Consider the following 26,729-nt stretch of genomic DNA (forward strand, 5'->3'; position numbering starts at 1 on the left):
ATGGAATATTGAATGACTAAAGACGCTAACTCTTAAATCGCATGAAAATCTTTTATCGTCACGATCTGGTTATCACCCCAATAATTAATACCAGACCCCCGCATAGAAATTTATTAAAAGGGTTGCACGACTGGCAACCCCTTTTAATTTAACTAACCTATAGACCTGGTTTTTCTAGCGATCCGAATAGTTCGCTTAAGATTGCAAATGTTCAAAGTGTGATAGCCCAGCTGAACCTTATTTCACCACCGGAAAATTGCCGCCGTCAATAAAATAATTTGCCCCGCTGATATAAGATGCCTTTGGCGATGCCAGGAAGTATATAAGCTCGGCCGTTTCTTCCGGTTCAGCCATTCTGCCCAGCGGTACCCCGCCAACCCGGTCAAAGAGCTTTTGGGTCATTTCATCAAAAGTAATGCCCTCTTTGGCTGCCAGCTGACCCAGAAAGTCGGACATCGCTTCCGTTTTATTAAGCCCGGGGGAAACGGTAAGTACGCGGACGCCATACGGACCCGCTTCATCCGCCAGCGATTTACTGTACGAGTTCAGCGCCGCTTTGGCCGCACTATAGGCCATGGTCGATTCCCAGATCGGGAACTGCCCGCTTGTAGAAGAAATGTGTATAATCACGCCGCTCTTCTTTTCCAGCATCTTTGGCAATAAAACCCGGTCTAACCGTACAGATGATAGCAGGTTGATCTCCAGCGCCTGGTACCAATGCTCATCAGCAAGCGTACTGAAACCACCACCAGGAAAGGTGTTAGCCCCCATGTTGTTGATCAGAATATCAACCCCGCCATACTGCTCATTGATTTGCGCCGCAACTTTCTCTGCGTCCTCATGCTTAGCCAAATCGGCAGCAATAAAATGATATGGTTTATTAGGCTCATCCGGTTCGTTTCGTGCCGTAACAATAACCGTTGCTCCCGCCTGTAATAATCTGGCGGTCAACGCTTTACCGATGCCTTTGGTGCCGCCTGTTACCAATACTATTTTTCCTTCAAGGTCTTTAATCTGGTGCTTCTGTATTTCCATATTTATAATAATTACTTTTGTTTCACAAAGAAACTAAAGCAGATGGGCTATATTTGAAGACATTACTGCTATTAGTGGTTACAAGCAGGTAACTAAAGCAAAATAGCAGTAACCTATTGGTAACTAACAAATGAGAAAGACGCTGCAAAATCCCGAAAACTGCGCTGTTGTAAGAACGGTGGGTTATATTGGGAACAAATGGAAGCCCATCATATTGGTGCGCTTGCTGAATGGGGGAAAGGTCCGGTTTGGTAAACTTTGTGTGCAAATGGCTGATATTTCACGGAAAATACTCAGTCAGCAATTGAAAGAGCTGGAAGAGGATGGGCTGATCATCCGTCATAGCTATATGGAGAAACCGCCGCGGGTAGAATACGAGTTAAGCGAACTGGGCAAAACGCTTATTCCGGTGCTGAAAGCTATGTATGACTGGGGAAATCAGATCGCACCGCCGGAAAAGCAGGGAATCTGGGATCCGGTAGTGAAATAATAAGCTTACTTTTTAGTCTCCAACCTGATTTTTTCACGGTGCAGTACGCCCCAGTTGATCAGTGCATAAACAACCTCTTTTAAGGTTTGGCTATACGGCGTAAGTTCATACTCCACGACCACCGGCATCGTATCAGCCTTAACTTTACGCTCGACGAAGCCGTTTAACTCCAGTTCTTTCAGTTCTGCCGAAAGCACCTTACCGGATATCCCGGCAATAGTTCTTTGCAGGTCATTGAAACGCTTATGCCCTTGTGACAGTGCAATGACCACTCGGAGCTTCCACTTGCCGCCGATAGCGTACAAGGAGTCGCCGACGGCCTGTAATTTTTCAGCACAGCCCAGTGCCTCTACGCTGATTTCGTTTTCCTTTGTCATCCCGATTACCTTGAGGTTAGTAGTTACCTTTGGTAAACTACTGGCTTTTGGTAAGTAAAGGTAGGTATCTTTGATCGAAATCAAAATTTCAGCAACCATGATCATTGCAATAGCAATTTCCAGCTTGTTAGCCTTCACCGCCTCCATCTTATTTTTGTATTGGGGCTATGCATCTACACCAAAAGCGCCCCGTTTGTCTTCAAAAATATCTCGCGAAGAACTGATGGTCGGCACTGAAAAACGTACCTATTGGAAATACGTTCCCGGCGGCCGGGGCGAGGATAAAGTGCCGCTGGTTATCGTTTTACATGGTTCCGGTATAGATGGCGCTAAAATTCGGGCCTGGACCGGTTATGAATTTGACCAACTGGCGGATCAATATGGTTTTGCGGTGGCTTATCCCAATGGCTATAGACACAACTGGAACGATATCCGCAAGAACGCGCCCTTCCCCGCAAAGAAGAAAAATATCGATGACGTCGGTTTTATCCGGTCGCTTATTGAAAGTTTCCGGCTGTCGCATAATATTGATCCTCAGCAGGTATATATCTTCGGCTACTCCAACGGCGGTATGATGGCACTCCGGCTGGCCATATCCAACCCCGGTTTACTGGCCGGCATCGCTACCGTCGGGGCTAACCTGCCGACGCCCGATAACCGAACCGACAACCTTCAAGCCCCAATGCCTCCTGTGATGATGATACACGGCACAGCAGATCGTATCATTCCTTATGAGGGCGGCAGGGTTAATTTTTTTGGCAAGGACCTCGGAAATGTCCTCAGTACTCAGGCTACCGCTGAAGCCTTTGCTGAAAGTCACCACGGACACAAGACGATAAAAGCCGATCATTTGCCGCATTTAGATCCGGATGACCCAACAACTGTAGATCGGCAGATTTGGTTACAAGGCGAACAAAAGGTTGTTGAATTATACACGGTACATGGGGGCGGCCATGTCGTCCCGCAAACGGTAGCCAAATTACCGAGACTGATGGGGAAAGTAAACAGAGATATCGAAGCAGCCCGTGAAGCCATCGCATTTTGGGGATTGGATCAACCATGATTGACTGAACGATCTGTTAAAAAATTGGCTGAATCGGGCCGCAATTAACTCGTTTCTTTTAAAAGTGTACTGAACTAATGCGGATGCTTAAGCGATCTAAAATAGTTTAGGTCATGATACGCACATGCACAAAATATGCTAGCAATCTTTAGTTAAAAGAGCGCCTGAAATCCAAAGGCGATACATTGGTTTTGAGCTTAAAGAATTTGCTGAAAGACTGGGGATGTTCGAACCCTAACTCATAGGCTATCTCGCTTATGGACGCTGCACTTGTCGATAACTGCTCCTTGGCTTTTTCGATAAGGTGGTTATGAATGTGCTGTTGTGCATTTTGCCCCGTAAGGGATCGTAGCATATCGCCTAAATAACTGGCACTGACGTTTAACCGCTCTGAAAGAAATTGAACAGTTGGAAGCGCCTGCTTTTGTGTGGGTGGTGACCGGAAGTAAGCCTGCAAAATTTCTTCGACCTTTTGAAGCAGATCGCTGCTTACCGCCTTGCGGGTGATGAATTGCCGGCTATAGAACCGGTTGGCATAATTCAGCAACAATTCGATCTGAGAAATAACCACGTCCTGGCTAAAATTATCAATTCTGCCTTTTAATTCTTCTTCAATACTTTCAAAAACAGCAATGATCGTCATTTTTTCTTTTTCCGATAAATGCAACGCTTCATGGATGGAATAAGAAAAAAAACCATATTCTTTGATCTTCCTGGCGAGTTCGTAACCCAATAAGAAATCCGGGTGAAAAAGTAACGTATAACCCGATTGATCATTAAGCGGTTCATGGGCTCCTGTGATCTGGTTCGGCGAAACAAAGAACATTCCCCCCTCGTCGAAATCGTAGTAATGCTGCCCATATTTAAACTTTCCTGGAAGTTCATCTTATAGGAGATCTTGTAAAAGTTCAAAATGTGAGGGCTGGGTAGTCTTTCCAGCGGTATGCTCCCTGAAGCGTTATTAATCAAACTTACTAATGGATGCATAGGCGCCGCCATGTCCAGCGCCTTATGCATCTTTGATAATGATTCAAATCTATGGTTAGACATTTCGGCCTTCATATTGTCATTTTATAATTTACTTTCAATGCTGCCTAACGCCCCCTCTACGCCATTCAGCGACTTTTTTGCTTTCTCCCAACTTGGATCGTTCGCATCGAATGTACTCCGAATATAGGCAAGAATACTCTCACATACAAAGGCAACACGCTCGGGGTTTTCATCACTTGTCTCACGGGCATCATACCCTGATATGCCACCAAAGATATGTTCAGCGCCAAACACGGTCAGTAGGTCCTTTGGGCCGGGGCTCTGGTAATAAGCGTCCGCGCGCCAATTATCCACGTCAGAGAACATGAGGTTGATGTCTTTGTCTCCATTCACAATTAGTGCTGGCAAAGTCATGGTGCCGAAATTGCCGTTCGCCAATACAGGATAGTGCTGTCTGACTGATCCGTTAAATCCTTCGGGCCCACCGCTCACACCGATCAGCACTTGCGCTGTTATCCGTGGCTCTGTGAAATTCACTATTTTACCTGTAGCTGGATCCGTCACTTCCATGCCAGCCAGCATTGCAACCGTGTGCCCGCCCATGGAATGCCCGATGGCTGCAACTTTTGATTTGTCGACTCTCCCGGTTAAGCCAGGCACGGTTGAAATTATCTCGTCCAGGTGATCCAGGATAAATTTCATATCCGTTGCACGTGAACTCCAAAATAAGGGTGCTTCAGGAAGGGATGCAGGAAGCGCGAGTGCTCTGGAGTTTTGATGAGTAGGTTGGATGACAACAAAACCTTCGGCTGCAAAAAAATCTACAATAGGGCCATAGCCTCTGTAAGAAGAGAGAAAGTTAGAGGGGCCATGTCCATGCGAAAGCAAAATTACCGGCAGATTGTTTCCGATTGCGGGAGCAGATACTTTTATTTCAAGGTTTACGTGACGGCCAGCAACGGGTAAGACAACCGGGCTAAAGCTCATAATGGGTGTTTTTGACTGTTTCATTTTTTTATTGATTAAATTTTGATAAGTCAAAGGTCGTCAGCCTTCGGGTACCCGGCGTAGTGAAATTGGGGCATTACTTAGCCAAACTCCGGAAGTTGCAATCACCAGATCAAGAAAATGTATCTTACAACTTTTACGAACAGCATTAAAGTACTTTACAGCGAAGATGAGTAGGTTGTACTAATTAAAAGCAAGCATCGGTATCGACTTAAAGGATGGACATTGTTAGCGTTCGAATATTAATGATTTGAGGCCGGTTTGGCCTTAAGTAACTCCTTGAATTACGGCAGGCAAAAACTTTGTGGTCCGTTTAGAACTATTTTTTCACAACGAATTCCTAAACCTGTCTACCGAATAATAGTAACATGCCCTGACAGAGGCTCACGGCCGGCTATATTGATAACATAATAATAGACTCCAAAGGGCAACAAAGCACCTTTCCGGGTGCCATCCCATGAGTTTTGGTAGCCAGTTGAATGGAATACCAGTCGGCCATATCTATCGTATACATTTACCTTACAATTTGGCAAGCTTACCAGTGACGGAATCAGCCAGGTGTCATTTATACCATCGCTATTTGGAGTGAAAGTATCGGGAATAACAATAGTAGCGGGTGACGCCAGCATAATCTTTAAATCATTACTGCTGATGGGCACGCTGCAAGGCAGGTCGCTGGTAACAATACAAACTATTACATCATTATTATGTAGCTGGTTACTTTTAAAAATACTGTCATTACCCCCCGCGCTTTTGCCATTAACAAGCCATTGGTAGTTTATTATATTACCGGCGTTAGCGGGGTGTGCTGCCATTGTTACGTAAGTACCTTCGTACATACCATTTTCAATAATGCTGATATTTAAAGTAGGCGGCGGATTTGAAGCTGTAACAATACTCACTTTATAAGGTGCAGAAACAGCATTTTTAGATATTATGCAATTGCCAGGAATATCAGCAGCTTCACATGTAACAATATCATCATTGAGTAAGGTTGCAGTCGCAAAAGTTGGTGAATTAGTGCCGGCATTAATCCCATTCACCTGCCAATTGTATGCTGCAGGGGACGCACCACCGCTTACCGTTGCTGTAAAAATAATTGTTTGGCCAGTGCAAACTAACCCGGTCACCGACGAATTGATGGTTATCGATGGAGAACTATAAGCTTCGATATTTAAACCAGTTAAACTATTTGACGTGCCGGGCGGCAGGCAGCCCGTTTTGTTTGTCGCTGTGCAAATAAGTTGATCGGTCGGATTAACGGCATTCAAAAGCAATGTCGGGCTATTGCTCCCGGTACCAACGCCGTTAATAGTCCATTGAAAATTAAAATCAGTAGCTACCTGTCCTGTTATCGTAGCATTCACGATTATTGGGGTACCCTGACATACTTTTGAGCTATCGGCAGTAATAATAACTGCAGGAGCTACCGGTTGGGTAACCGTTAACTTTTGTGTTACTGGTGAGGCTGCATTATAAAGACCATTACCTGCTTGCTTTATAGTAATATCGGTTGTACCCACACCTACTATATGGATGTTTCCCATATTATCAACCGTTGCTACGCTGTTATTTGAAGTTGTATAAGTAAGCGGAATAGACGCATTGTTACTGGTGGCGTTTAATTGAAAACCAAGCGAACATGTAGTTTTTGCGGTAAGAAGCGGAAAATTTATCGTTTGCACACCAAAAATTGTTAACGGTTGCGAAATTGACCCCGCAGCGTTAAAGTCATCGTCTGCAGGCTGGCTGGCGGTAATGGTAACTGTGCCTGGCGCTAATATATGGAGCTTGCCGTTGGCATCTATTTGAGCTACTGCAGGGTCGCTACTGACGTAGGTAATGGGTGTAGAAGTGTTGGTGCTGCTTGCTCCGGGATCGAAAGGTGCGTTATCATTGGTCGTTTTGTTGGCCAGTGGAGGGAACGTGATGACAGGCGTTTGTTTACCCGGATCGGAAAGTAATATAAATGTTTGGCTCGTATTGTTGCTTGTTTCTATAATATCCGGCTTGCCGTTGTTATCCATATCTGCAATTGCCAGTCCCCTTGGGTAATTACCGAACGGAAAATCTACCTTACTTGCAAATGTAATAGCCCCTGACGGCGAACTGGTATTAATTAATACTGACAAGTTATTACTTACCTGGTTAGAAACGGCTAAATCAGGCCTGCCATCGCCGTTGATATCACCCGCCGCAATACTAAAGGGATTTAACGGGGTGGGGGAAGTTTGAGCGGCTCCGAACGATATAGTACCCGGCGTACTTGTGTTGTTGAATGTGTAGATACTGCCGGGGGCATTGTTAGCGGCAACCGCTATATCGGGTTTATCATCGCCATTAAGGTCTACAGACACAACACTTTCGCAAGATGCGCCCGTTATGCCAAATGCTATATATGGTGCGAATGCTATATTGCCTGGCGTTGAGGTATTTCTGTATACCAAAACGCCACTACTCTGACTCGCCACTACGAGTTCAGGTTTTCTATCGCCATCAAGATCGGCAGTTGCTATTCCCCGTGGAAAATATCCTGATGGAAATTGTTTGTCGGCACTAAATGTAATAGGCCCGCCAGGTACGGTGGTATTAGTAAGTATTGAGATGGTCGCCGGCACGGCATTTTCATCAGTAACAGCAATATCTGATCGTCCGTCGCCATCAAAATCTGCGATGACAGCATTGTATGCGCCCGAGCCTACGCCTACTATCAACGGGGAGTCGAAGCTCACCTGTCCAGGTACGGATGTATTTTTAAAAACACTAACAGTATGTGCGTTAAAATTGGTCACCACAGCATCAGGCTTACCATCGCCATTTAAATCATCTAACACAATACCAACACTGTAGTCATTAAGTGTTTTATTCACCGGTGCCGCAAACGATAATGTATTGGCTGTAGTGTTTCTATAAAAACTAATGCTGCCGCTACTATTTACCGCAGCCATATCTGAAAGACCATCGCCATCGATATCTTTAATTGCCACGCCGTAGTTGCCCGCGTAGTCTTGAAAAACAGTATTAAAGTAATTTGTTGAGAAAGCCGGCGCCGCAAATGTCAAATTAAACGGCTTAGGCGAATATGCAGTTAGTCCATTTGATGTGACGCTAATAGCTTGAAGAGTTGCCCCGTTTGGCACCTTTACGGTAATAGTAGTAGCGTTAGCGGTTAGTACTGTAGCTTTTGCTGCACCAAAATATACTGTATTGGCTATAGCTATCGGACTAAAATTATTGCCGCTAATACTTACTGTAGTTCCTTTTGCGCCACTTAAAGGACTTATTGAAGTTATTACTGGGACTTGACCTAAAACGCGGCTGTGTATAGCAATCAGCGACAGCCAAAGCAGCTGATATTTAAGCGATTTAATTGTGAAACAGATTCGGTTCAGCATCAGGTGCATAAAGTCTCTAATATATCACAAATCATTGAAATCAGCGATCTACGACACGCAATAGCAACTTGCACAATGGTTTTTCGTAAGACTGAAAAGGATTTTGAATAAAATAAATAACCCTGTAAATCGTTGATTTACAGGGTTATCTAAAAAAGAAAGTTGTGTTAAAACTCTCTAAAAGTGCGCCCACCTGGGCTCGAACCAGGGACCAAAAGATTATGAGTCTTCTACTCTAACCGACTGAGCTATAGGCGCGGTTGAAATCCTTCGAATTTCAGGCTGCAATGTTACAACTTTTAGCCAATATATCCAAAGGCTTATTTAATTAAAATAGTATATTTTTGGTGCGCAGGATTAAAAGTATTTTTGTCAAAATGGAGCAATTATCACAAAATCGCAGGCGGGCATTGCAAACTTTGGGTTTGGGCGCCGGGGCAGCATTGCTGAATACTAAAGCTTCAGGTGTGGGAGTGGCCAAAAAATCTGCCCCGCCTTTTAAATACTCACTTAACATGAGCACCATACGCGGCCAGCAACTGGGGTTTATTAAAGAAATTCAGACTGCAGCCGCAGCCGGCTTTACTTCGGTTGAGATTTGGCTGGATACTTTTCAGGTTTTCCTTCAAAACGGCGGGACTACAAAAGAAGCGCACAAAATCATCTCCGACCTTGGCGTAACTGTCGAAAATGCTATCGGTTTTGCACCATGGATATCAGATAATGCAAATGCCCGTAAAGATGCACTTGCTACATTACAACACCAAATGAACTTACTGGCCGAAATAAAATGTCATCGCATAGCCGCTCCTCCTGCCGGCGCTACTGGTTTGCCCAAGATCGACCTGGATGTAATTACAGAAAGATATCGTGCTGTACTCAATCTGGGTGACCGTACTGGTGTTAAACCCATGCTGGAGATGTGGGGAGGGTCGCACAACCTAAAAAAAATAAGCGAGGTACTTTATGTGGCAGCTGCAAGCGAACATAAAGATGCAGCTATACTGTTAGATGCCTTCCATATTTACAAGGGTGGTTCAAGCTTGAATAGCCTGCCGCTAGTGGGTAAAAATGCGATCGAGGTATTTCACATCAATGATTATCCCCCAGCTATATCCCCGGAAAAAATATCTGAGCCTGATCGGGTCTATCCGGGCAATGGCGTGGCGCCCTTAAAAGAAATATTACAAATTATTAAAAACCCTGACAAACCAGTTATATTATCGCTCGAAGTATTTAACGAAAACTATTATAAACAAGATGCCCTGCAGGTAGCAAAAACCGGCCTGGCTAAAATGAAGGCAATTACCCAAGGAATATGAAACCCATAAAAAACATCATTTTTGACTACGGCAACGTGATCTTTCACATAAATTTTCAACAGGTTGCCAATGCCTGGAAAGCATTGGGTATTGATAATGCCGATGAGTTTTATGGTCACCGCAAGCAGGATGATGTGTTTAATGCGCTGGAACGCGGTGAGATTACCCCGTCAGCATTCAGAGACCGCATTCGCGAACTGACTCATAAGCCAGAGCTGACAGACCAGCAAATTGACGATGCATGGAACGCGATATTTATCGGCATCCCAAAAGGAAATCACGAACTGTTGCTGGAAGTAAAAGCAAAATACCGGACGTTTTTGCTAAGCAATATTAATGCAATACACTACGACTATGTACATAATTACCTGCGGCGCGAGTACAATATGGAGGGCAACTCTGTATTGTTTGAGAAAACTTATTACTCGCACCTGATGGGCAAACGCAAGCCTGATGCCGAAATATTTGAGCAGGTTTTACAAGAGAATAATCTCAACCCTGTCGAAACGCTCTTTATTGATGACAGTCCGCAACATTTAGAGACAGCCAAAAAGTTGGGTATGCAAACTTACCTCATGACAGCCCCTGATAACATTCAGGACTATTTCAAAACCAACGGGCTGCTGTAATTAAATACCGCGGCGTTTCTTTTCCTTAACAATAAGGCTTAGCTCACGGCTCATTTGGCCGGCGATGGCTGTATTTTCCTGCGCACGGCGGAACAGGTAAGGCAATACTGCTTTTATAGGTCCGTAAGGTACATATTTAGCTACAAGGTAATCAGCATCTGCCAGGTTAAAGCTCAGGTTGTCGCTCATACCCAGCAACTGTGCAAAATAAACGTGGGGGTGTTTGTGGTCTATCTTTTTGGCTTGCATCAGTTCGGTAAGCAGCCGACAGCTATCTTCGTTGTGCGTGCCTGCCACAAAGGCAACCTGGTCAATATGATCCGTACAATATTCCAACGCCAGGTTAAAATCGCGGTCGCTCGACGCTTTGTCGGGTTGTATGGGCGACGGATAACCTTTTTCATCAGCGCGTTTACGTTCTTTTTCCATATAGGCACCCCGTACCAGTTTTGCGCCCAAGATAAAACCTTCTTTTTTGGCTTCTGCAGCATCAGCTTTTAGCGATGCCAGTTTATCGTGACGGTATAATTGATAAGTATTATAAACAATAGCTTTTTCTTTATTGAATTGACGCATCATTTGCAGCGCCAGCCAATCTATGGTATCCTGAATCCAGGTCTCCTCAGCGTCTATCATCACCGGGATACCTACCGAGTAGGCTTTCTCACAAATAGCTAGTACGCGCGTTTGTACTTTTTGCCATTCTTCTTCTTCAGAAGCTGTAAGTTTTTGTTTGGCATCCAGCTTTTCAAGCAAGCCGAAACGGCCTACACCCGTAACTTTAAATACCGTGATGGGAATAGCTTTGTCTTTGTTAGCACGTTTTATGGTGCGAATAATTTCTTCGCAGGTCTCATCAAAAACTTTTTCGTCGTCCTCCCCTTCAACTGAATAGTCCAGGATGGTACCTACTTTGCCGCGCTCTAAGGTCTTAATAGTATTTTCGCATTCGCGGATGGTTTCACCGCCGCAAAAGTGGCTGAATATGGTCTTTTTGATCAATTCTTTAATTGGCAGGCCTATCTTTATTGCAAAGTTGGTTATAGGTGGGCCTATTTTTACCAGGGTATTTACGTTGATGATTTTAAAAAGCCAGAAGGCACGTTTCAGATCAGCATTTGTAGAATGGCGGAATGCTATTTCCGTATTTTCAAAAGACAAGCTTTGTTTTTGAGTCATATAAATATTAGACGATCCACGTTTTCGCTATCCGCAAAACCAATAATGCTTTAGCCGTGAACCCTTAGCGTAGTGCAAAATTATAAAATGATAAGTTACATAACTCATTATTCTGCGAATAGTTTATTTTTGCTGCCCAATGATAGAGTTTAAAGTTGACGGCGATTACATCCCGATGATCCAGTTATTGAAAGCTACTAACCTGGTTGCTACCGGCGGCGAGGCGCAAATAGTTGTTGACCAGGGCGAAGTAAAATACAATGGCGAGATTGATTATCGTAAACGATTGAAAGTTAAGCCCGGCGATATAGTTGAGTTTGCCGGCAACAAGATTAAAGTAATTTAAATGATGAATACAGTAGATAACGATATCTGCACAGAGGTTATGGATACTATTGAAAGCAACAGCTACAATATATATTTTGAGAACAGCCTGGGCGAACTGGCTAACTTTATTGAACGGGGACGTTACTCGCGCTTTTTTGTTTTAACTGACGAAAACACAGGTAAACACTGCCTTCCGTTATTACAGGAGCGATTGGGTAATCCGGACAATTTTGATCTGATTGAGATACCAGCCGGCGAAGAAAGCAAGGACATTGACTTTTGCATCGGCGTTTGGAAAATGCTTATTGATTTTGGTGCAGATCGTCAGAGTTTGCTAATCAACCTGGGTGGAGGCGTTATCAGCGATCTGGGAGGCTTTGCTGCCTCAACGTTTAAGCGCGGCATCGACTTTGTTCATGTACCCACTACACTACTTTCGCAGGTTGATGCATCAGTCGGTGGCAAAACAGGTATCGATATTGACAGTATCAAAAATATTATAGGCACATTTACCCAACCAAAAGCCGTGTTTATTGAAGCCGATTTTCTGAAAACACTTCCAGCCCGTCAAATACTTTCGGGCACAGCCGAAATGCTAAAACACGGGCTGATTTGCGATGCTGACTACTGGAACCGACTTAAACAAAGCGACCTGTCTACTCCTGCTGTTGAATTGGTACATCGTTCGGTCGAAATTAAGAACGCGGTGGTGCTTGAAGATCCAAATGAAAAAGGTATACGCAAATCGCTGAACTTTGGCCATACCATTGGCCATGCTGTTGAAACTTATTCTTTGATCAATGATAAAGATTCATTGTCGCACGGCGAAGCTATTGCTATCGGTATGATCTGTGAAGCTTATCTGGCCCACAAAAAAACAGGACTAAGCGCAGAAGAATTATCCGAGATCACCGAAGTATTAATGGAACTATACCCACGATACGATCTTAAAAAAGCGGATACGGATATTTTGATAGAATACATGCAGAAGGACAAAAAGAACCAGAACGGCAAGATTAATTGTACTCTGTTAGACAAAATCGGTCAGTTTAATATTGATAATATTTGTACACCGGAAGAACTGATTGAAGGTATAAATTATTACGCTACTTTATAACCAGCGTAAACTATATTAAAACGCCCGGCTTTAAATTAAGTCGGGCGTTTTCTATTTATGTCGTGATTGCCAGGATAAATATAATCAGACTGATACTTAATATCCCGATAACGCTACATTCGGGATGCGAGGATCGCAAAATACTATTGCCTCAAGCATTGCTTTTGTATCATTTGAAATAAGCCTGCGCTAATGTTGTGGGTGAGCAAGTCTTTCCTATGATGCGACCGCAGGGTAAGCTGGTGCAGATTACCAGCCACTTTGTTTTTGTAATTCGCAGGCTGATTATAGTGTTTTTGACTTTTATTAACATCAAAAACGTCTAATTTTAAACACAAATCTGTAAATATCGCACTACTATTTAGGAATTACACCTCTGAGTATGAAAATTTTATTAAGAATTTAAAAAAATATCTAAATTTAGATTTTCGGTTGAAATAACATGAGCGATTATCGTGAACTTTCCGATTGTGATTTAGCGTTTCTCTTAAAAGACGGAGATCATGTCGCTTATACCGAAATTTACGAGCGCTATTTCGGGCTACTTTATGTACATGGCAGAAAGAAAATCCGGGATAATGAAGAAGCAAGAGACGTGGTTCAGGAAACCTTTGTTTCGCTTTGGAAGAATAAGATTCACCTGAAACCTGAATTAGGTATTAAAGCATATCTCTACACTTCTCTAAGGAACAAAATCATAGATTTCTATGCCCATCAGGATGTAAATTCCCGGTATATAAACTCGTTTAAAGACTATCCGCAAGCTTCGTACTGTATTACAGATCATCGTATCCGAGAAAGTCAATTAGCAGCGATTATCGAAAACGAGATTAAAGCGCTGCCGCCGCGTATGCGGGAGATTTTTGAATTAAGCCGGAAAGAACATCTTACGCATCGGGAAGTTGCAGAACGCCTTGATCTGTCGGAGCATACTGTGAAGACACAGGTAAAGCACGCCTTACGCATCTTAAGAGTACGTTTAGGATTCCTGGTTTATTTATACCTGATAACGCGTTTTTGAAAAGGTAACTGAACTTAACATAAATATCTCGCTGCTTCTTTTAACTCGTCCCAGTAATAACCGCTAATGCCGGCGCCATACACTTATCTTATACAAATAAAGGTGAATGGTAGCAGGGGAGGCGCAATGCGAGCTAATAAAAACATTACACTCTGTTAAAAATAATTTAACAGTATATACCCCCCACCGTCGCGAAGCCCGTATACACATTATATAGGTATACACTTAAGATGGATAATCAACGGGCTAAAGAACTATTAATAAAATACAATGAGGGCCAGTGCACCGAAGAGGAAAAGGCATTGGTAGAAAGCTGGTATTTATCGACGGTTCAAAATGACGAAAAAATCACTCACGACGAGATCGAGTCTGCGATGCACCACGTTCGCAAGGCTCTTCCTGGGCTCAAAGTTAAACGGCTTTCTCTATGGCCCCGTATTGCAGCGGCTGCAATATTATTGGTTGCAATTGGTGTAACGCTTTTGTATTTGAAAAAGTTGCCTGAAGCTCAATCTGACGTAAAAAACGATATGTTGCCAGGCAGCAATAAAGCGACCCTCACCTTAGCAAACGGTAAAAAAATATCGTTAACAGATGCTGCCGATGGTACTGTTGCCAAAGAACGCAATGTTACCATTAATAAAAATGCAAATGGCAACCTGAGTTATGTTTCAGGAGACCAGCAGGTAGCGCCCGGGGAAATTGAGTACAACACGATTGAAACGCCTAAAGGCGGACAATATAAAATTAAACTGCCCGACGGTACAGACATTTGGTTAAACGCAGAAACCAAGTTAAAATACCCTACAACTTTCGCATCACTTAAAAACAGGCCGATCGAACTCGAGGGCGAAGCATATTTTGAAGTTGCGAAAGATAAAGGCCACCCCTTTATCGTAACAACGAGCAAAGAAAAAGTAGAGGTGTTAGGCACTCACTTTAATATTAATGCTTATGACAACGATAAGGTTGTAAAGACCACTCTGCTTGAAGGCTCTGTGAAGGTTTCCAATCAGGCCGGCAGTACCAAAATTATGAAACCCGGCCAACAAGCTACGGCTGACGGCGAAAGTTTGGCTATCAGGGATGTTGAAACAGACTACGAAGTTGCCTGGAAGGACGGTTATTTCATATTTAACAACGAAAATCTGGAATCTATTATGGCCAAGATTTCCCGCTGGTATAACGCGGACGTAGTATTTATGGATCCAACATTAAAATCGAAAAGCTTTATCGGTACGATCAGCAGGTTCGACAAGGTTTCAAAAGTACTGAATATGTTGGAGAGAACTGATGTAGCTGTTTTTAACATTGAAAGTGGAAAAATTATTGTAAGCCGCAAAACCAGGCATTAGAAATACACAGCAATCATATAATAACATACAGATAACCTACATTAATTAACTGATCAAACTCAAAGACGATGAAAAAAAGCACCCCGCCCCCGTGGAAATTGTAAGGATGCAAAAAAGGCCTCGATTGGCGTCGAGACCTCATAACTGCATTACAAGAACAATTTAATTAACAATAATTCTTGACGCTGGCGAGTGCCTTATCCCTTGTAAAGATCGGCACAGACCATAACAGACTATTCAAATGTATAAAAACTTTACAACATTTTTTTGTACGTCGTGCAGCCCCCTACATAAAACTGCAAGAATCATGAAATTGACGACATTACTATTGATAATTTCTTTCCTGGAAGTAAGCGCATCGTCATTCGGCCAACGCTTCACGTACAAAGCAAATAATTTGTCAATTACCAAGGTTTTTTATGAGATAAGAAAGCAAACAGGCTACGATGTGCTTGTAGAAACTGACCAATTCAAAACCTCCAAATCAATCGACGTTAATTTTAACAACACAAAGCTGGAAGATGTTTTAGCAAAATTAACGGAGGGAACAGATTTAACCTTTACCATTGAAGACAAAACAATCGTTATTAAACCCAAAGATGTGTCATTTCTCCAAAAACTGAAGGACAAGGTCAATTCAATAATACAACTGAATAAAGACATACGGGGCCGTGTAAGTGATACCAGTGGCACACTGCTCACTGGTGCAAGCGTAACTTTGAAAAATGAGAATTTTGCCCGTACGGTCTTATCAGATAACAACGGCATTTTTGAGATACCAGCGGTACCTGATGGCGACTATACACTGACTGTGACTTACGTTGGCTATGAAAAATATGAAATAAAAATCGCCTCTTCCAGTGTTGCGGCCACCTTATCGGTGGTATTATCCAAAGCCTCATCTGCCCTGGACCAGGTGCAAGTTATTGCTTATGGACGGAATACGAAAAGGTTCAGCGTAGGCGCTGTCGCAACTATTACGTCAGAAATCATCGAAAAGCAACCAGTAACCAACCCGCTATTAACTTTGCAGGGGCAGGTACCCGGACTGATTGTTACGCCTACCGGCGGGGCACCGGGATCAGCAGTAAAACTGCAAATTCGGGGACAAAACTCTTTACGGCCAACCTCAAGTGTTTATGCCCCTCAGCCTTATGACCAGCCGCTCTATATAGTTGATGGCGTACCATTTGCACCACAAAGTAAAACTTTAGGTAATTTGTTAACATATTCTATATCAGCAAATTCGCAAAGTGTATTGCCCGATAATGGTATAAGTCCGTTTGAACTGATCAACCCTCAGGATATCGAAAGTATAAGTGTTTTAAAGGATGCCGATGCCACATCAATTTATGGCTCGCAAGGTGTTAACGGGGTTATCATTATTACAACAAAAAAAGGCGCTGCAGGTAAGGCATTGCTTAACGTAAACGTTAACTCTGGTTTTAGCGCGCCCACGCGGCAGCTTCAAATGATGAATACGCAGCAGTATTTAGCCATGAGGCGCGAGGCGCTCGCCATTGACAAGGTCACCCTTACATCAGCGAATGCAAACACCTATCCTGATTTGCAGATTTTTGATCAGACAAGGAGCGTGGATTGGTATAAGCAATTTTTTGACCGCACGCCATTCAATACAAATATTCATGCAAGTTTCAGTGGTGGTCAAAACAATTCTACTTATATTTTTTCCGGCGGATATAACAAGACAACATACAATTTCCCGGGTGACTATGCCGATAACCGTATCACATTTCACGGCAACTACACATATCGCTCTATTGATAACCGGTTCACAGTACAGTTTGGAACAGACTACGCTTACGATAAAAACTTTGCCAGTTCGGCCCCTTCTGTGGCGGCTGCAATGTCTTTAGCACCCAATTTTCCGGAAATGATTGATGCACAAGGCAACTTGATCTGGTCTTACAAAACTTACAAATTAGGTAGTCTTAACCAGTATTCTAAGCTGCTGCAGCCGGCTAATATCCAAAGTTACGATCTGAATAATACGGTACGATTGAGCTATGAGGTAATACCAAACCTGCTGGTGAGCGCCAATATGGGGTATAGCAGGGTAGATAGTAAAAATTATACCGCTACTCCAAAATCTGTGCTGGATCCTTTTAACACCAACCTGCAGTCATCAGCAACATTTATCAACAATGTGTATCAAACGCTGAATATTGAGCCTCAGTTAAATTATCAGCATCAGCTTGGTCAGGGTGTGCTGTCTGTATTGTTGGGCGGAACATATAAAAAACAGTTTTCTGATTACAATTATCTTAGGGGTGCTAACTATCCAAATGATGACCTTTTAGGCTCAGTAAACGGCGCCACAACTATTACCGGGCAAAATTCAAACACCATTTATAAGTATGCGGCTGCCTACGCCAGGATCAATTACATTTACGATCAGAAATACATCCTCAATTTAACAGGTAGGAGAGATGGTTCGAGCAACTTCGGGCCTGACCGTCAATTCGGTAATTTTGGCTCTGTTGGCCTCGGCTGGATATTCTCTGAAGAATCTGGCTTTAAAAATGCCTTACCTTTTGTAAGTTTTGGTAAACTATCGTCCAATTACGGTACTAATGGTACCGATGGTGTCGCGCCGTACAGTTATCAGGCCTTTTATACTGTTGCCTATACAACACAGTATGGCCCTTATCAGGGTGCCCGCGCTTTCATGCCGGCCAATCTGTATAACCCCAACTATAGCTGGTCAACAAAGAAATCTTTAAATGCAACGCTTGATCTGGGCTTTTTTAAAGACAAATTGCTATTGAATGTTACTGCCTATCAGAGCAGAACTTCAAACGAGTTGATCAATTATGCCTTACCAAGTCAAACGGGCTTCAGTGCTGTGTTAGACAATTTTCCGGCAACATTACAAAACAGGGGCCTTGAATTCACGGTTACCTCCAACAACATAAAAGATGAGGATTTTAAATGGACAACTACGTTTAATATTGCATTTAACAAAAATAAGCTTGTATCATTTCCAGGCTTAGCAACTTCATCATACGCTGACGTCTACGTGATCGGCAAAAGTCCGAATACCGTTTTCGCTTTTAATTACAAGGGCGTTAATCCAACAACTGGTTTGTTTGAGTTTTATAAAACTGATGGCAGTATAACTACCAACCCAACGCAGACCAACGCAACTGCCGGCGGTGATCTGAAACCGCTTTTTGATAGGGATCCCAAATTTTCCGGCGGATTTGGAAATACATTTACCTATAAAAATTTCAGCTTATTGCTATTCTTCCAATTCGCCAAGCAAACTGCTTACAACTATTTGGCCGGAATATATTCCTACGGTATGCCGGGAAGGTTTAATAACCTGCCTACTGCGGTCATTGGAAATTACTGGCAAAAAGCCGGTGACCAGCGCCCAATGGAGCGGTTAAGCGGAGCATATGGTGACGGCGCTTCTACTATAGCTGCCAATGCGTTTATGCAATCTTCCGGCGCATACAGTGATGATACTTATCTGCGTTTGAAAACAGTCTCATTAAGTTATAGCCTTCCAAAACAATGGGTTAGACATATTGGGGCAAAAAATGTCAACGTATACGCTAACGCCCAAAATCTGCTGACTTTTACAAACTACAAAATTGGAGATCCTGAACAACCGGGTGTCTTATACACCATACCCTTGCAACGTAACATTGTAGCCGGTCTTTCTTTAACCTTTTAATGGATATGATCATGAAACATTTTATTGATAATAATAAAAAGATTTCGGCTTTAGCCGCAATTATATTAACTCTGAGCTTAAATGCATGTAAAAAGTTAATCCAAATACCACCTAATCCATCAAATCAGGTTTCAACAACACGCGTTTATTCTGATAGCACGAATGTGATGAGTGCTCTCGCGGGTGTTTATGCCGGTTTCAATACAGGTAGTTTCGTTTCAAACATCAATGGTGGTTTGCTTAGTCAATATACAGGTATGTCGGCAGACGAGCTTGTTTATACTTTTCCGGGGCAATCAACGCTTGATGCAATTGCTAACAACAACATACAGGTAGATAATTCTGTGGTTCTCAGTATGTGGTCTTCAGCCTATACTGGCATATACCAGGTAAACGCATTTTTAGAAGGTGTTACCGGCAATACCAAAATCTCGGCTTCTTTTCAAAAACAAGTTAGAGGCGAAGCTTTGGTTAGCCGCGCGCTTTACTATTTTAACCTGGTAAATGTATTTGGCGGAGTGCCTTTAGTTACCACCACTGATTTTAAGACAAATGCCGTAAAGCCGCGGTCGTCTGTTGATGAGACCTATGCGCTGATAACCAATGATCTGACTACAGCGATCAGTTTAATGAATGAAACTTATCCGAGTGCCGGCAGGCTTAGGCCAAATATATACGCAGCAAAGGCGTTGCTTGCACGCGTTTATTTATACCGCGGGCAATGGAAGGACGCGTCAGACATGGCCACTTCAATTATTAACAGCGGCCTTTATGACCTTGTAGCGCCAAATCAAACATTTAAAGACGGTAGCCGCGAAGCGATATGGCAAATGTTGACGCTAAACCCCTATACGCAAACTGCCGAGGCGCAGGGCTTTGTTCCTTATTCCAGTTCATCTTATCCATCATTCACGCTAATTGATAATCTGAAGAATGCCTTTGAAGCGAATGACAAAAGATTTACTACCTGGACGGGCACCAACGTTATTAGCGGCATAGCCTATACTTACCCGGCTAAGTACAGAAACCTTAATAGTACCGATTCGCCGAAGGAAGATTACATGATCTTCCGCGCAGGTGAACAATACCTCATCAGGGCCGAAGCACTGGCCAACCAGGGGCTGCTTAGTGACGCCATTGCGGATATCAACAAAATCAGAAACCGGGCGGGCTTGGGTAATACCACGGCTGTAGCAAAGAATGATGTACTTGCCGCTATAGCTAAAGAGCGCCAAACGGAGCTTTTTTGCGAGTGGGGCCATCGTTGGTTCGACCTTAAACGTACTGGTCAGGCTACGGCAGTACTTGGGCCATTAAAAGGCACCAACTGGGCAGCTACCGATATGTTGTACCCCATCCCGATAACTGAAATTAAAACCAACCCATACTTGGTACAAAACCCTGGTTATTAAATTATTATAACTAAGCGAACGCGCGGTCTGCCGGTATAAAAACCCCGGCAGACTGTGGTTCGTTTTGCCAAAATTTCACTGAACTATGCAAAATTCAATCTTAAAAATTGAACATCTGTCACACAGATATTCAAGCAGTTGGGCCATCCGGGATATTAATATCGAGATAGGTAAAAGTGGCGTTACCGGGTTACTTGGATCTAATGGCGCCGGAAAATCAACCACCATGAATATCATATGCGGCACTTTAAATCAAACAGAAGGAAATATTTTTATCAACGGCGTTGACATGAGAGCAGAGCCGCAGCGGGCTAAAACAAATATCGGTTTTTTACCGCAAACGCCCCCGCTTTACATGGATTTTACCGTCGACGAATATCTGGGTTATTGTGCGGATCTGCGACATATTCCTAAAGCCTCAATCAAATCGGCTGTTAAAGACGCAAAAGAACGCTGCGGCATTGATCACTTCAGCAACCGGCTAATCAAAAACTTATCGGGTGGTTACAGGCAGCGGGTGGGTATTGCCCAGGCAATTGTACACCGGCCGAAGCTGGTGGTTTTTGACGAACCTACCAACGGGTTAGATCCGAATCAAATTATCGAAGTTCGGGCGCTGATAAAAGACATTGCTAAAGACCGGGCCGTGATATTTTCTTCGCATGTACTTTCTGAAGTAGAGGTGCTTTGTCAGGACATTATGATGATTGAAAACGGCCGGATTGTTTTTTCAGACACTATGAATGCTTTCAACAATTACGTACAGCCTCATTGCATGATAGTGTCTATGGAGAACTTTCCGTCAGAAGATGAGATTTTAAAAATTAATGGTATCACAAGGGTAGAGGTACTAACGCCGCGCCGGGCTCGGATATATTTTAACGGCGACCAGGAAATCGCCGAAAAAGTCGTCATCGCCAGCGTTCAGCATGACTGGCGCCTGCGGGAAATAAGTCTGGACAAAACTTCAATTAACGAAGTCTTTGCCCAATTGTCAAAAAACTCAACTAATTCCACGATTTAATGAAAACAATTCTAAAAATCGCAAAAGCGGAACTCCGCACGCTCTTCTATTCTCCAATCGCATGGTTTTTGATGATCGTATTCCTTATCCAATGTAGCGTGGTTTACATTGCGCTGCTGGAAGCTAATGCCCGTTCGCAAGAGCTTAACGGCAGTGCGCCAACCTATTTCGGCTACTTAACAGAAACGATCTTTTTGAGTCCGGGAAGTTTGTTCTCCACCATCATGCAGAATCTATATCTGTATATCCCTTTGCTGACAATGAGCCTTATCAGTCGCGAAACAGGTAGCGGAACTATAAAATTATTATACTCATCTCCAATTAAGGTACGGGAAATCATTTTAGGGAAGTTTGTTGGGATGATGGGATACAACCTGGTTTTGGTTTTTGTTATATCCATCTTTTTAATTTCGGGCATTTTCCATATCCAAAACCCCGACACGGGAATGTTTTTTACAGCCGTGCTGGGCTTTTATTTACTGCTGAGCGCTTACGCGGCGATAGGTTTATTTATGTCATGCCTAACTACCTACCAGGTTGTCGCTGCTATATCCACCTTCATTATGATTGGGATTTTGAGCCATATTGGTTCGCTTTGGCAAAATATCGCGTTTGTGCGCGAGCTTACCTACTTCCTGTCCATGAACGGCAGAACGCACAATATGCTAATGGGATTGATCACATCTAAAGATGTAATCTACTTTTTGGTAATTGTATACATTTTTTTAGGCATAAGTATCTATAAGCTAAGAGATGGTATGGAATCAAAGTCCGCTTGGGTGAGGACGGGCAGATACGTGTCTGTAGTTGCTACCGGATTGTTAGTGGGTTGTATCAGTTCCATTCCAAGCATGATAGCCTATTATGACGCCACGGCCAATAAGCTGAGAACTTTGACACCTAATGCACAAAAAATTATCAAAGAACTTGGTCATGATCCTTTAGAGGTAACGGCTTATAATAACCTGCTCAGTAAATTCTGGTTCCTGGGAGGGCCGGATTCTTATAAAGATAACCAGGCAAGGTGGGAATACTATCAGCGCTTCAAAAACGATATCGTTTTGAAAACCGTTTACTATTACGATACCCCGCTGGACGAGCCCTACGTTCTATTAAGTTATCCGGGCAAAAACTTAAAGCAGGTGGCTGAGACATTTGCCAAAATAAAAAAAGTGAGCTTCTCAGATATCAAAACTCCCCGGGAGATACATAAGATGGTGAATCTGCAGCCCGAAATGAACCGCTATGTAATGCAGTTGAAATGGAGAGGCAGAACAACTTTTTTACGTGTTTTTGAAGATCAGGCTATCTGGCCGTCAGAAACTGAGGTTTCCGCAGCAATCAAAAGGTTGTTGCAGGCAAGGCTTCCAAGGATAGGTTTTGTTACCGGACACCTGGAGCGTGACGTTAATAAAATGGGCGACAAAGATTATATGATGCTCACTAAAATGAGTGCGCTCAGAAATTCGCTCGTCAATCAGGGATTCGACGTTGATTCTGTATCATTAGACGGTCAATCAATACCCGACAATATCTCGACATTAGTGATTGCAGATCCGAAAGTTGAGTTGCCCGCAGCAACACTTGCCAAGATTGAAAATTATATCAGCAAAGGGGGCAATCTACTTATTGAGGGTGAGCCTGGCCGCCAGCATATATTGAATCCCTTGTTGGCAAAAATAGGTGTTCAAATGTCCGAAGGTTTGGTGATACAAGAAAGCGACCAAAACGCTCCCGACCTTGTGACGGCCAGACTAACGCCATTCGCCGGCACGCTTTATAAGCCGCTTATAAACGCTATTGCTGATAGTACTAAAGTATCTATGCCAACCGCAGCAGCCTTATCATATAGTGGAAACGACGGCTTTAACACCCACCCGCTTCTGCTTACCGACCCGGTAAAATCCTGGATAAAGAAAGGGAAAATAGATATTGAAATGTTCAATAGAGCTAACGCCGCCAATGCTACAGGTAACGCCAACTCGCCTGGCGCTACTAAGGCCCCGGCATTAGGTACGCTTCAATATTCTTCTGCCGATGGAGATATTAAAGGCTCCGTGCCAACAGCATTGGCGTTAAGCAGAAAAATCAATGGTAAAGAACAGCGAATTATCGTAGTAAGCGACGCGGACTTTCTGAGCAATTCAGAACTAAGAAGATTCAACATGCGGACAGCCAACTTCATTTTCAGTACTGGTCTGTTCAGCTGGTTAAATAATAACGAGTTTCCGATAGACACGTCAAGGCCTGAATCGAAGGATAAACGACTCAATGTAACGCTGAATCAAATACCATTGCTCCGTATTATTTATGTATGGGTTTTGCCGGCGGTTCTTTTGATCTGTGGTGTGATACTGTTATTAAGACGCAAGAGAAAATAACACGAATGGCATTTTTAACAGATAAACAAACGTTGGATGACCTGAATATCTTTGGGCATCACAATGGCGATTCCATTTACAGCATATTCAACCGCTGTGTAACCAGGGGAGGTGCCGCAGTTTTAGAAGATTTTTTTCGATCTCCGCTTTCAGACGTTGCGGAAATAAGCAGACGAAGCGAAATAATAAAATATTTTGCATCGGCCCAAATAGAGCTCCCTTTTCAGCCTGCAATTTTTGATGCGCTGCAAGTTTATCTTTCAAATACTGACGAAAGATCGAAACTGGTTGCCCAAGATGTTTCGCTCGGAAAAAAAGTAGCCGGCTTTTTAAATACCGACGTTACTGTCGCGCAGATTCAAAAGGGAATACTAGCGGCAATTGAGCTGGTGAAAGGCCTACACCGCTTTGCCGGTACGTTAAAGGCTGACAGCGGATCAGCCCTTTATCAAGAGATGTCGGATATACAAAATTTATTATCGTCACCGGTATTTGAAAATTTGCTAAGCAGTCATCTAAAGCCTTCATCACCAGAAATGGCGAAGCTTGATGATCTCATCAGGTTCAAAAACCCGGAATTGATGAACAGACTGATAACACATATTTATCAGCTTGACGTATTTATCTCGGTCGGCAAGGTAGCTTCCGACCGAAAATTTAGTTTCGCTCAAGCGCATAAGTCTGACGGTACTTTTTTCGATATCATTGGCTTCTACCACCCCCGTGTACAGGCAGCTGTTCCTAATAGCATCAATATTACAAACCAGCAAAATGTAATTTTTCTTACCGGCGCTAATATGGCCGGTAAATCTACCTTAATGAAGTCATTAAGCATTGTGGTTTACCTGGCTCATATGGGTTTTCCCGTGCCGGCCGAAAAAATGACTTTTTCTGTTTTAGATGGCATCTATTCAACCATCAATCTGTCGGATAATCTGGGTTTAGGTGCGAGCCATTTTTATGCAGAGGTATTAAGAATAAAAAAAATAGCTCAGGAGTTGCGTAAACGAAGACTATTTGTGGTGTTCGACGAGCTTTTCCGGGGCACCAATGTGAAGGATGCGGGCGAAGCGACCAAAGCGTTTACCGAGGCATTTTCACGCAAATCAGGCAGTGTCTTTATCATATCCACTCATATTATTGAGGCCGGAGAAAGCCTTAAAGAGACCAACAAAAGGATAAATTTTGTTTTTCTGCCAACTATCGCAAACGGCAATGAACCAATTTACACCTACCAGCTCCAGCAAGGCATCACTGCGGACAGGCACGGTATGCTGATTGTGAACAACGAAGGAATATTGAATATCCTTATTAAAGGGCAAAAAACCGTGAAAGAACCTACAAAACCTGTTAGTGAGTTTAATATTGATAAACAAACACTTACCGACCTGAATATTTTAGGCAAATACAATCCCAATTCCATTTTTAGTTTATTCAATAACGTTAAAACAAGCGGGGGTGAGCGGTTGCTCAACGAAATGTTTACGCATCTGCTTACAGATGCCGATCAGATAAACACGCGCAGTAACTTATTCAGATACTTCGGAGAACTGACCACAAAGTTCCCGATAAGTAATGAAACCTTTTTAATGGCCGAAAGCTACTTTGCGATTGGTACAGCAACAAATTTTATTGGCTCGGCTGGTAATTTATTACTTAAGAAAGCAAAGTCGGTGTTGTTGCAGGACGACCAATATGATAAAATATACGCCGGGCTTTTGGCGAGTATTCATGTATTGACCGCCTTTTACAAATTTTTACAGCGAATTAAACAAAATAACGGGTTTGACAATGTTTTTGGGGCTGAGTTGAAAAGGCTGTTGAAGCTTTATGAAGATTCGGGTCTCACAACACTGATCGATAAAGTGAAAGACCAAAATTTATCGCTAAGTGATGTAATTAAATATGATCATTATTTAAAAAATAGCATTCGCGATCACGTTGAAACGATCCTTAACTCAATTTACAAAGTTGACGTTTTTTTAGCGGTAGGTAACACGGCAGCCGACCGGGGATTTTTCTACGCCACGGCGTTACCTGCCCACCAAAATACAATATCCAGTACAGCATTATGGCACCCGTCCATTTCACGGGGAGTGCCTAATCCCATATCTTTCAGTAAACGTGAAAATATGATCTTTTTGACCGGCGCAAATATGGCCGGCAAGTCAACACTTATGAAAGCTGTAGGGATTGCTGTCTATCTGGCCCATATGGGTTTTCCGGTGGCGGCAAAGGAAATGCAATTCTCAGTAATGGATGGCCTGTACACCTCTATAAATGTATCTGATAACCTCAATTTGGGCTATAGTCACTTCTACGCGGAAGTGCTGAGGGTAAAAACTGTGGCAGAACAAGTTGCGTCCGGCAAAAACCTCGTGGTTTTGTTCGACGAGTTGTTTAAAGGCACCAATGTACAGGATGCCTTTGACGGCACCTTTGCAGTTACTCAGGAGTTCTCTAAATACAGAAATTGTTTTTTTATCATATCTACCCATATTATAGAAGCGGGACACGCTTTAAGAGACCAAGTGGACGGACTTAGGTTCGCTTACCTGCCCACCTACCTGAATGGGAACAAGCCGCAATATACCTATCAGCTGGAAAACGGCGTTACCAATGACAGGCAAGGAATGACCATCATAGAAAATGAAGGGATACTGGAAATTTTGAAATAGCGAAGATACTTAACAATGGTTTTGGTAGATCTTAACCGGTAAGATAATAGGCAGGTTTGCCTGCAATAAAAAAGATCAGCATGATCATAAGATGGCGTGAGCTTTCAAATAGTTAGTCGCTTGAAGTTTAATTTTTTTTGTAAAAAGCAAGCTTATAGCAATGGTTTTATAATTGGGATTGAAATAAATACGATATAATTACAGTAAAAGCATAAAATTTACG

At 43.0% G+C, this 26,729-nt stretch carries 19 protein-coding genes and 1 tRNA gene; 13 read left to right on the forward strand and 7 right to left on the reverse strand.

Translation table 11 applies throughout. The features are described from left to right. Window positions 1-237: 237 nt before the first annotated feature. A complete protein-coding gene (locus ACFS5N_RS17125; RefSeq protein ID WP_377188429.1) occupies window positions 238-1,035 on the reverse strand; it encodes an SDR family oxidoreductase in 798 nt (265 codons plus the stop codon). 130 nt (window positions 1,036-1,165) lie between these two features. Between ACFS5N_RS17125 and ACFS5N_RS17130 the strand changes: the two genes are divergently transcribed. After that, the gene (locus ACFS5N_RS17130) at window positions 1,166-1,525 is read left to right on the forward strand and encodes a winged helix-turn-helix transcriptional regulator (RefSeq protein ID WP_377188432.1); all 360 of its coding nucleotides are present in this window, start codon (window positions 1,166-1,168) and stop codon (window positions 1,523-1,525) included. 5 nt (window positions 1,526-1,530) lie between these two features. Here the strand turns inward: ACFS5N_RS17130 and ACFS5N_RS17135 are convergent, their stop codons facing one another. After that, on the reverse strand, window positions 1,531-1,902 hold the full coding sequence (locus tag ACFS5N_RS17135) for a winged helix-turn-helix transcriptional regulator (RefSeq protein ID WP_377188435.1): 372 nt from the start codon (window positions 1,900-1,902) through the stop codon (window positions 1,531-1,533). 97 nt (window positions 1,903-1,999) lie between these two features. On the opposite strand from ACFS5N_RS17135, the gene ACFS5N_RS17140 reads away from it, so the two are divergent. Then, window positions 2,000-2,965, forward strand: a complete 966-nt coding sequence (locus ACFS5N_RS17140) for an alpha/beta hydrolase family esterase (RefSeq protein WP_377188438.1) — start codon at window positions 2,000-2,002, stop codon at window positions 2,963-2,965. 148 nt (window positions 2,966-3,113) lie between these two features. Here ACFS5N_RS17140 and ACFS5N_RS17145 read toward each other — a convergent pair whose 3' ends face one another. The 4 genes from ACFS5N_RS17145 to ACFS5N_RS17160 form a co-directional block, all read right to left on the reverse strand. Then, window positions 3,114-3,791, reverse strand: coding sequence for a helix-turn-helix domain-containing protein (locus ACFS5N_RS17145; RefSeq protein ID WP_377188441.1), 678 nt, complete (start codon window positions 3,789-3,791; stop codon window positions 3,114-3,116). A gap of 245 nt (window positions 3,792-4,036) precedes the next feature. Then, entirely contained in the window at window positions 4,037-4,966 is a 930-nt protein-coding gene (locus tag ACFS5N_RS17150) for an alpha/beta hydrolase family protein (protein WP_377188444.1), read from the reverse strand. A 347-nt stretch (window positions 4,967-5,313) separates the two neighbouring features. Beyond that, a complete protein-coding gene (locus tag ACFS5N_RS17155; RefSeq protein ID WP_377188447.1) occupies window positions 5,314-8,358 on the reverse strand; it encodes an FG-GAP-like repeat-containing protein in 3,045 nt (1,014 codons plus the stop codon). Between the two features lie 184 nt (window positions 8,359-8,542). After that, window positions 8,543-8,616: transfer RNA gene (locus ACFS5N_RS17160), tRNA-Ile, on the reverse strand. Between the two features lie 119 nt (window positions 8,617-8,735). Between ACFS5N_RS17160 and ACFS5N_RS17165 the strand changes: the two genes are divergently transcribed. Together ACFS5N_RS17165 and ACFS5N_RS17170 are read left to right on the forward strand one after the other, a co-directional pair. Continuing rightward, on the forward strand, window positions 8,736-9,680 hold the full coding sequence (locus tag ACFS5N_RS17165) for a sugar phosphate isomerase/epimerase family protein (protein ID WP_377188450.1): 945 nt from the start codon (window positions 8,736-8,738) through the stop codon (window positions 9,678-9,680). Further along, window positions 9,677-10,309 carry an HAD family hydrolase gene (locus ACFS5N_RS17170; protein ID WP_377188453.1) on the forward strand — a complete coding sequence of 211 codons (633 nt, stop codon included), beginning with the start codon at window positions 9,677-9,679 and terminating at the stop codon, window positions 10,307-10,309. The genes ACFS5N_RS17165 and ACFS5N_RS17170 overlap by 4 nt, the downstream gene beginning before the upstream one ends. On the opposite strand, the gene ACFS5N_RS17175 is transcribed toward ACFS5N_RS17170, so the two are convergent. Continuing rightward, on the reverse strand, window positions 10,310-11,488 hold the full coding sequence (locus ACFS5N_RS17175) for a proline dehydrogenase family protein (protein ID WP_377188456.1): 1,179 nt from the start codon (window positions 11,486-11,488) through the stop codon (window positions 10,310-10,312). 139 nt (window positions 11,489-11,627) lie between these two features. Between ACFS5N_RS17175 and ACFS5N_RS17180 the strand changes: the two genes are divergently transcribed. From ACFS5N_RS17180 to ACFS5N_RS17220, 9 genes are all read left to right on the forward strand, one after another. After that, on the forward strand, window positions 11,628-11,834 hold the full coding sequence (locus ACFS5N_RS17180) for an RNA-binding S4 domain-containing protein (RefSeq protein WP_377188459.1): 207 nt from the start codon (window positions 11,628-11,630) through the stop codon (window positions 11,832-11,834). Beyond that, the gene (gene aroB / locus ACFS5N_RS17185; RefSeq protein ID WP_377188462.1) at window positions 11,835-12,932 is read left to right on the forward strand and encodes a 3-dehydroquinate synthase; all 1,098 of its coding nucleotides are present in this window, start codon (window positions 11,835-11,837) and stop codon (window positions 12,930-12,932) included. It abuts the gene before it with no gap. A gap of 442 nt (window positions 12,933-13,374) precedes the next feature. Then, window positions 13,375-13,953, forward strand: coding sequence for an RNA polymerase sigma factor (locus tag ACFS5N_RS17190; RefSeq protein ID WP_377188465.1), 579 nt, complete (start codon window positions 13,375-13,377; stop codon window positions 13,951-13,953). A 230-nt stretch (window positions 13,954-14,183) separates the two neighbouring features. Next, window positions 14,184-15,308 (forward strand): FecR family protein, encoded by a 1,125-nt coding sequence (locus ACFS5N_RS17195; RefSeq protein WP_377188468.1) that lies wholly within the window; start codon window positions 14,184-14,186, stop codon window positions 15,306-15,308. A 307-nt stretch (window positions 15,309-15,615) separates the two neighbouring features. Continuing rightward, window positions 15,616-19,011, forward strand: a complete 3,396-nt coding sequence (locus ACFS5N_RS17200) for a SusC/RagA family TonB-linked outer membrane protein (RefSeq protein WP_377188470.1) — start codon at window positions 15,616-15,618, stop codon at window positions 19,009-19,011. 167 nt (window positions 19,012-19,178) lie between these two features. Beyond that, window positions 19,179-20,423: a RagB/SusD family nutrient uptake outer membrane protein gene (locus ACFS5N_RS17205; protein ID WP_377188473.1), complete on the forward strand. Its 1,245-nt coding sequence runs from the start codon at window positions 19,179-19,181 to the stop codon at window positions 20,421-20,423. An 85-nt stretch (window positions 20,424-20,508) separates the two neighbouring features. Continuing rightward, complete coding sequence (locus tag ACFS5N_RS17210) at window positions 20,509-21,447, forward strand: ABC transporter ATP-binding protein (protein WP_377188476.1); 939 nt, start codon at window positions 20,509-20,511, stop codon at window positions 21,445-21,447. Continuing rightward, complete coding sequence (locus ACFS5N_RS17215; protein ID WP_377188479.1) at window positions 21,447-23,828, forward strand: Gldg family protein; 2,382 nt, start codon at window positions 21,447-21,449, stop codon at window positions 23,826-23,828. The genes ACFS5N_RS17210 and ACFS5N_RS17215 overlap by 1 nt, the downstream gene beginning before the upstream one ends. Before the next feature lie 5 nt (window positions 23,829-23,833). After that, window positions 23,834-26,506 carry a MutS-related protein gene (locus ACFS5N_RS17220; RefSeq protein ID WP_377188482.1) on the forward strand — a complete coding sequence of 891 codons (2,673 nt, stop codon included), beginning with the start codon at window positions 23,834-23,836 and terminating at the stop codon, window positions 26,504-26,506. Window positions 26,507-26,729 lie beyond the last annotated feature (223 nt).

Source organism: Mucilaginibacter ximonensis (assembly GCF_042686265.1).
Taxonomy (GTDB): domain Bacteria; phylum Bacteroidota; class Bacteroidia; order Sphingobacteriales; family Sphingobacteriaceae; genus Mucilaginibacter; species Mucilaginibacter ximonensis.

Bases quoted from the DNA above. Each gene is read 5' to 3' on its own strand.
- ACFS5N_RS17125 (WP_377188429.1), bottom strand. From the start codon at position 1,035: ATGGAAATACAGAAGCACCAGATTAAAGACCTTGAAGGAAAAATAGTA.
- ACFS5N_RS17130 (WP_377188432.1), top strand. From the start codon at position 1,166: ATGAGAAAGACGCTGCAAAATCCCGAAAACTGCGCTGTTGTAAGAACG.
- ACFS5N_RS17135 (WP_377188435.1), bottom strand. From the start codon at position 1,902: ATGACAAAGGAAAACGAAATCAGCGTAGAGGCACTGGGCTGTGCTGAA.
- ACFS5N_RS17140 (WP_377188438.1), top strand. From the start codon at position 2,000: ATGATCATTGCAATAGCAATTTCCAGCTTGTTAGCCTTCACCGCCTCC.
- ACFS5N_RS17145 (WP_377188441.1), bottom strand. From the start codon at position 3,791: ATGTTCTTTGTTTCGCCGAACCAGATCACAGGAGCCCATGAACCGCTT.
- ACFS5N_RS17150 (WP_377188444.1), bottom strand. From the start codon at position 4,966: ATGAAACAGTCAAAAACACCCATTATGAGCTTTAGCCCGGTTGTCTTA.
- ACFS5N_RS17155 (WP_377188447.1), bottom strand. From the start codon at position 8,358: ATGCTGAACCGAATCTGTTTCACAATTAAATCGCTTAAATATCAGCTG.
- ACFS5N_RS17165 (WP_377188450.1), top strand. From the start codon at position 8,736: ATGGAGCAATTATCACAAAATCGCAGGCGGGCATTGCAAACTTTGGGT.
- ACFS5N_RS17170 (WP_377188453.1), top strand. From the start codon at position 9,677: ATGAAACCCATAAAAAACATCATTTTTGACTACGGCAACGTGATCTTT.
- ACFS5N_RS17175 (WP_377188456.1), bottom strand. From the start codon at position 11,488: ATGACTCAAAAACAAAGCTTGTCTTTTGAAAATACGGAAATAGCATTC.
- ACFS5N_RS17180 (WP_377188459.1), top strand. From the start codon at position 11,628: ATGATAGAGTTTAAAGTTGACGGCGATTACATCCCGATGATCCAGTTA.
- aroB (WP_377188462.1), top strand. From the start codon at position 11,835: ATGATGAATACAGTAGATAACGATATCTGCACAGAGGTTATGGATACT.
- ACFS5N_RS17190 (WP_377188465.1), top strand. From the start codon at position 13,375: ATGAGCGATTATCGTGAACTTTCCGATTGTGATTTAGCGTTTCTCTTA.
- ACFS5N_RS17195 (WP_377188468.1), top strand. From the start codon at position 14,184: ATGGATAATCAACGGGCTAAAGAACTATTAATAAAATACAATGAGGGC.
- ACFS5N_RS17200 (WP_377188470.1), top strand. From the start codon at position 15,616: ATGAAATTGACGACATTACTATTGATAATTTCTTTCCTGGAAGTAAGC.
- ACFS5N_RS17205 (WP_377188473.1), top strand. From the start codon at position 19,179: ATGAGTGCTCTCGCGGGTGTTTATGCCGGTTTCAATACAGGTAGTTTC.
- ACFS5N_RS17210 (WP_377188476.1), top strand. From the start codon at position 20,509: ATGCAAAATTCAATCTTAAAAATTGAACATCTGTCACACAGATATTCA.
- ACFS5N_RS17215 (WP_377188479.1), top strand. From the start codon at position 21,447: ATGAAAACAATTCTAAAAATCGCAAAAGCGGAACTCCGCACGCTCTTC.
- ACFS5N_RS17220 (WP_377188482.1), top strand. From the start codon at position 23,834: ATGGCATTTTTAACAGATAAACAAACGTTGGATGACCTGAATATCTTT.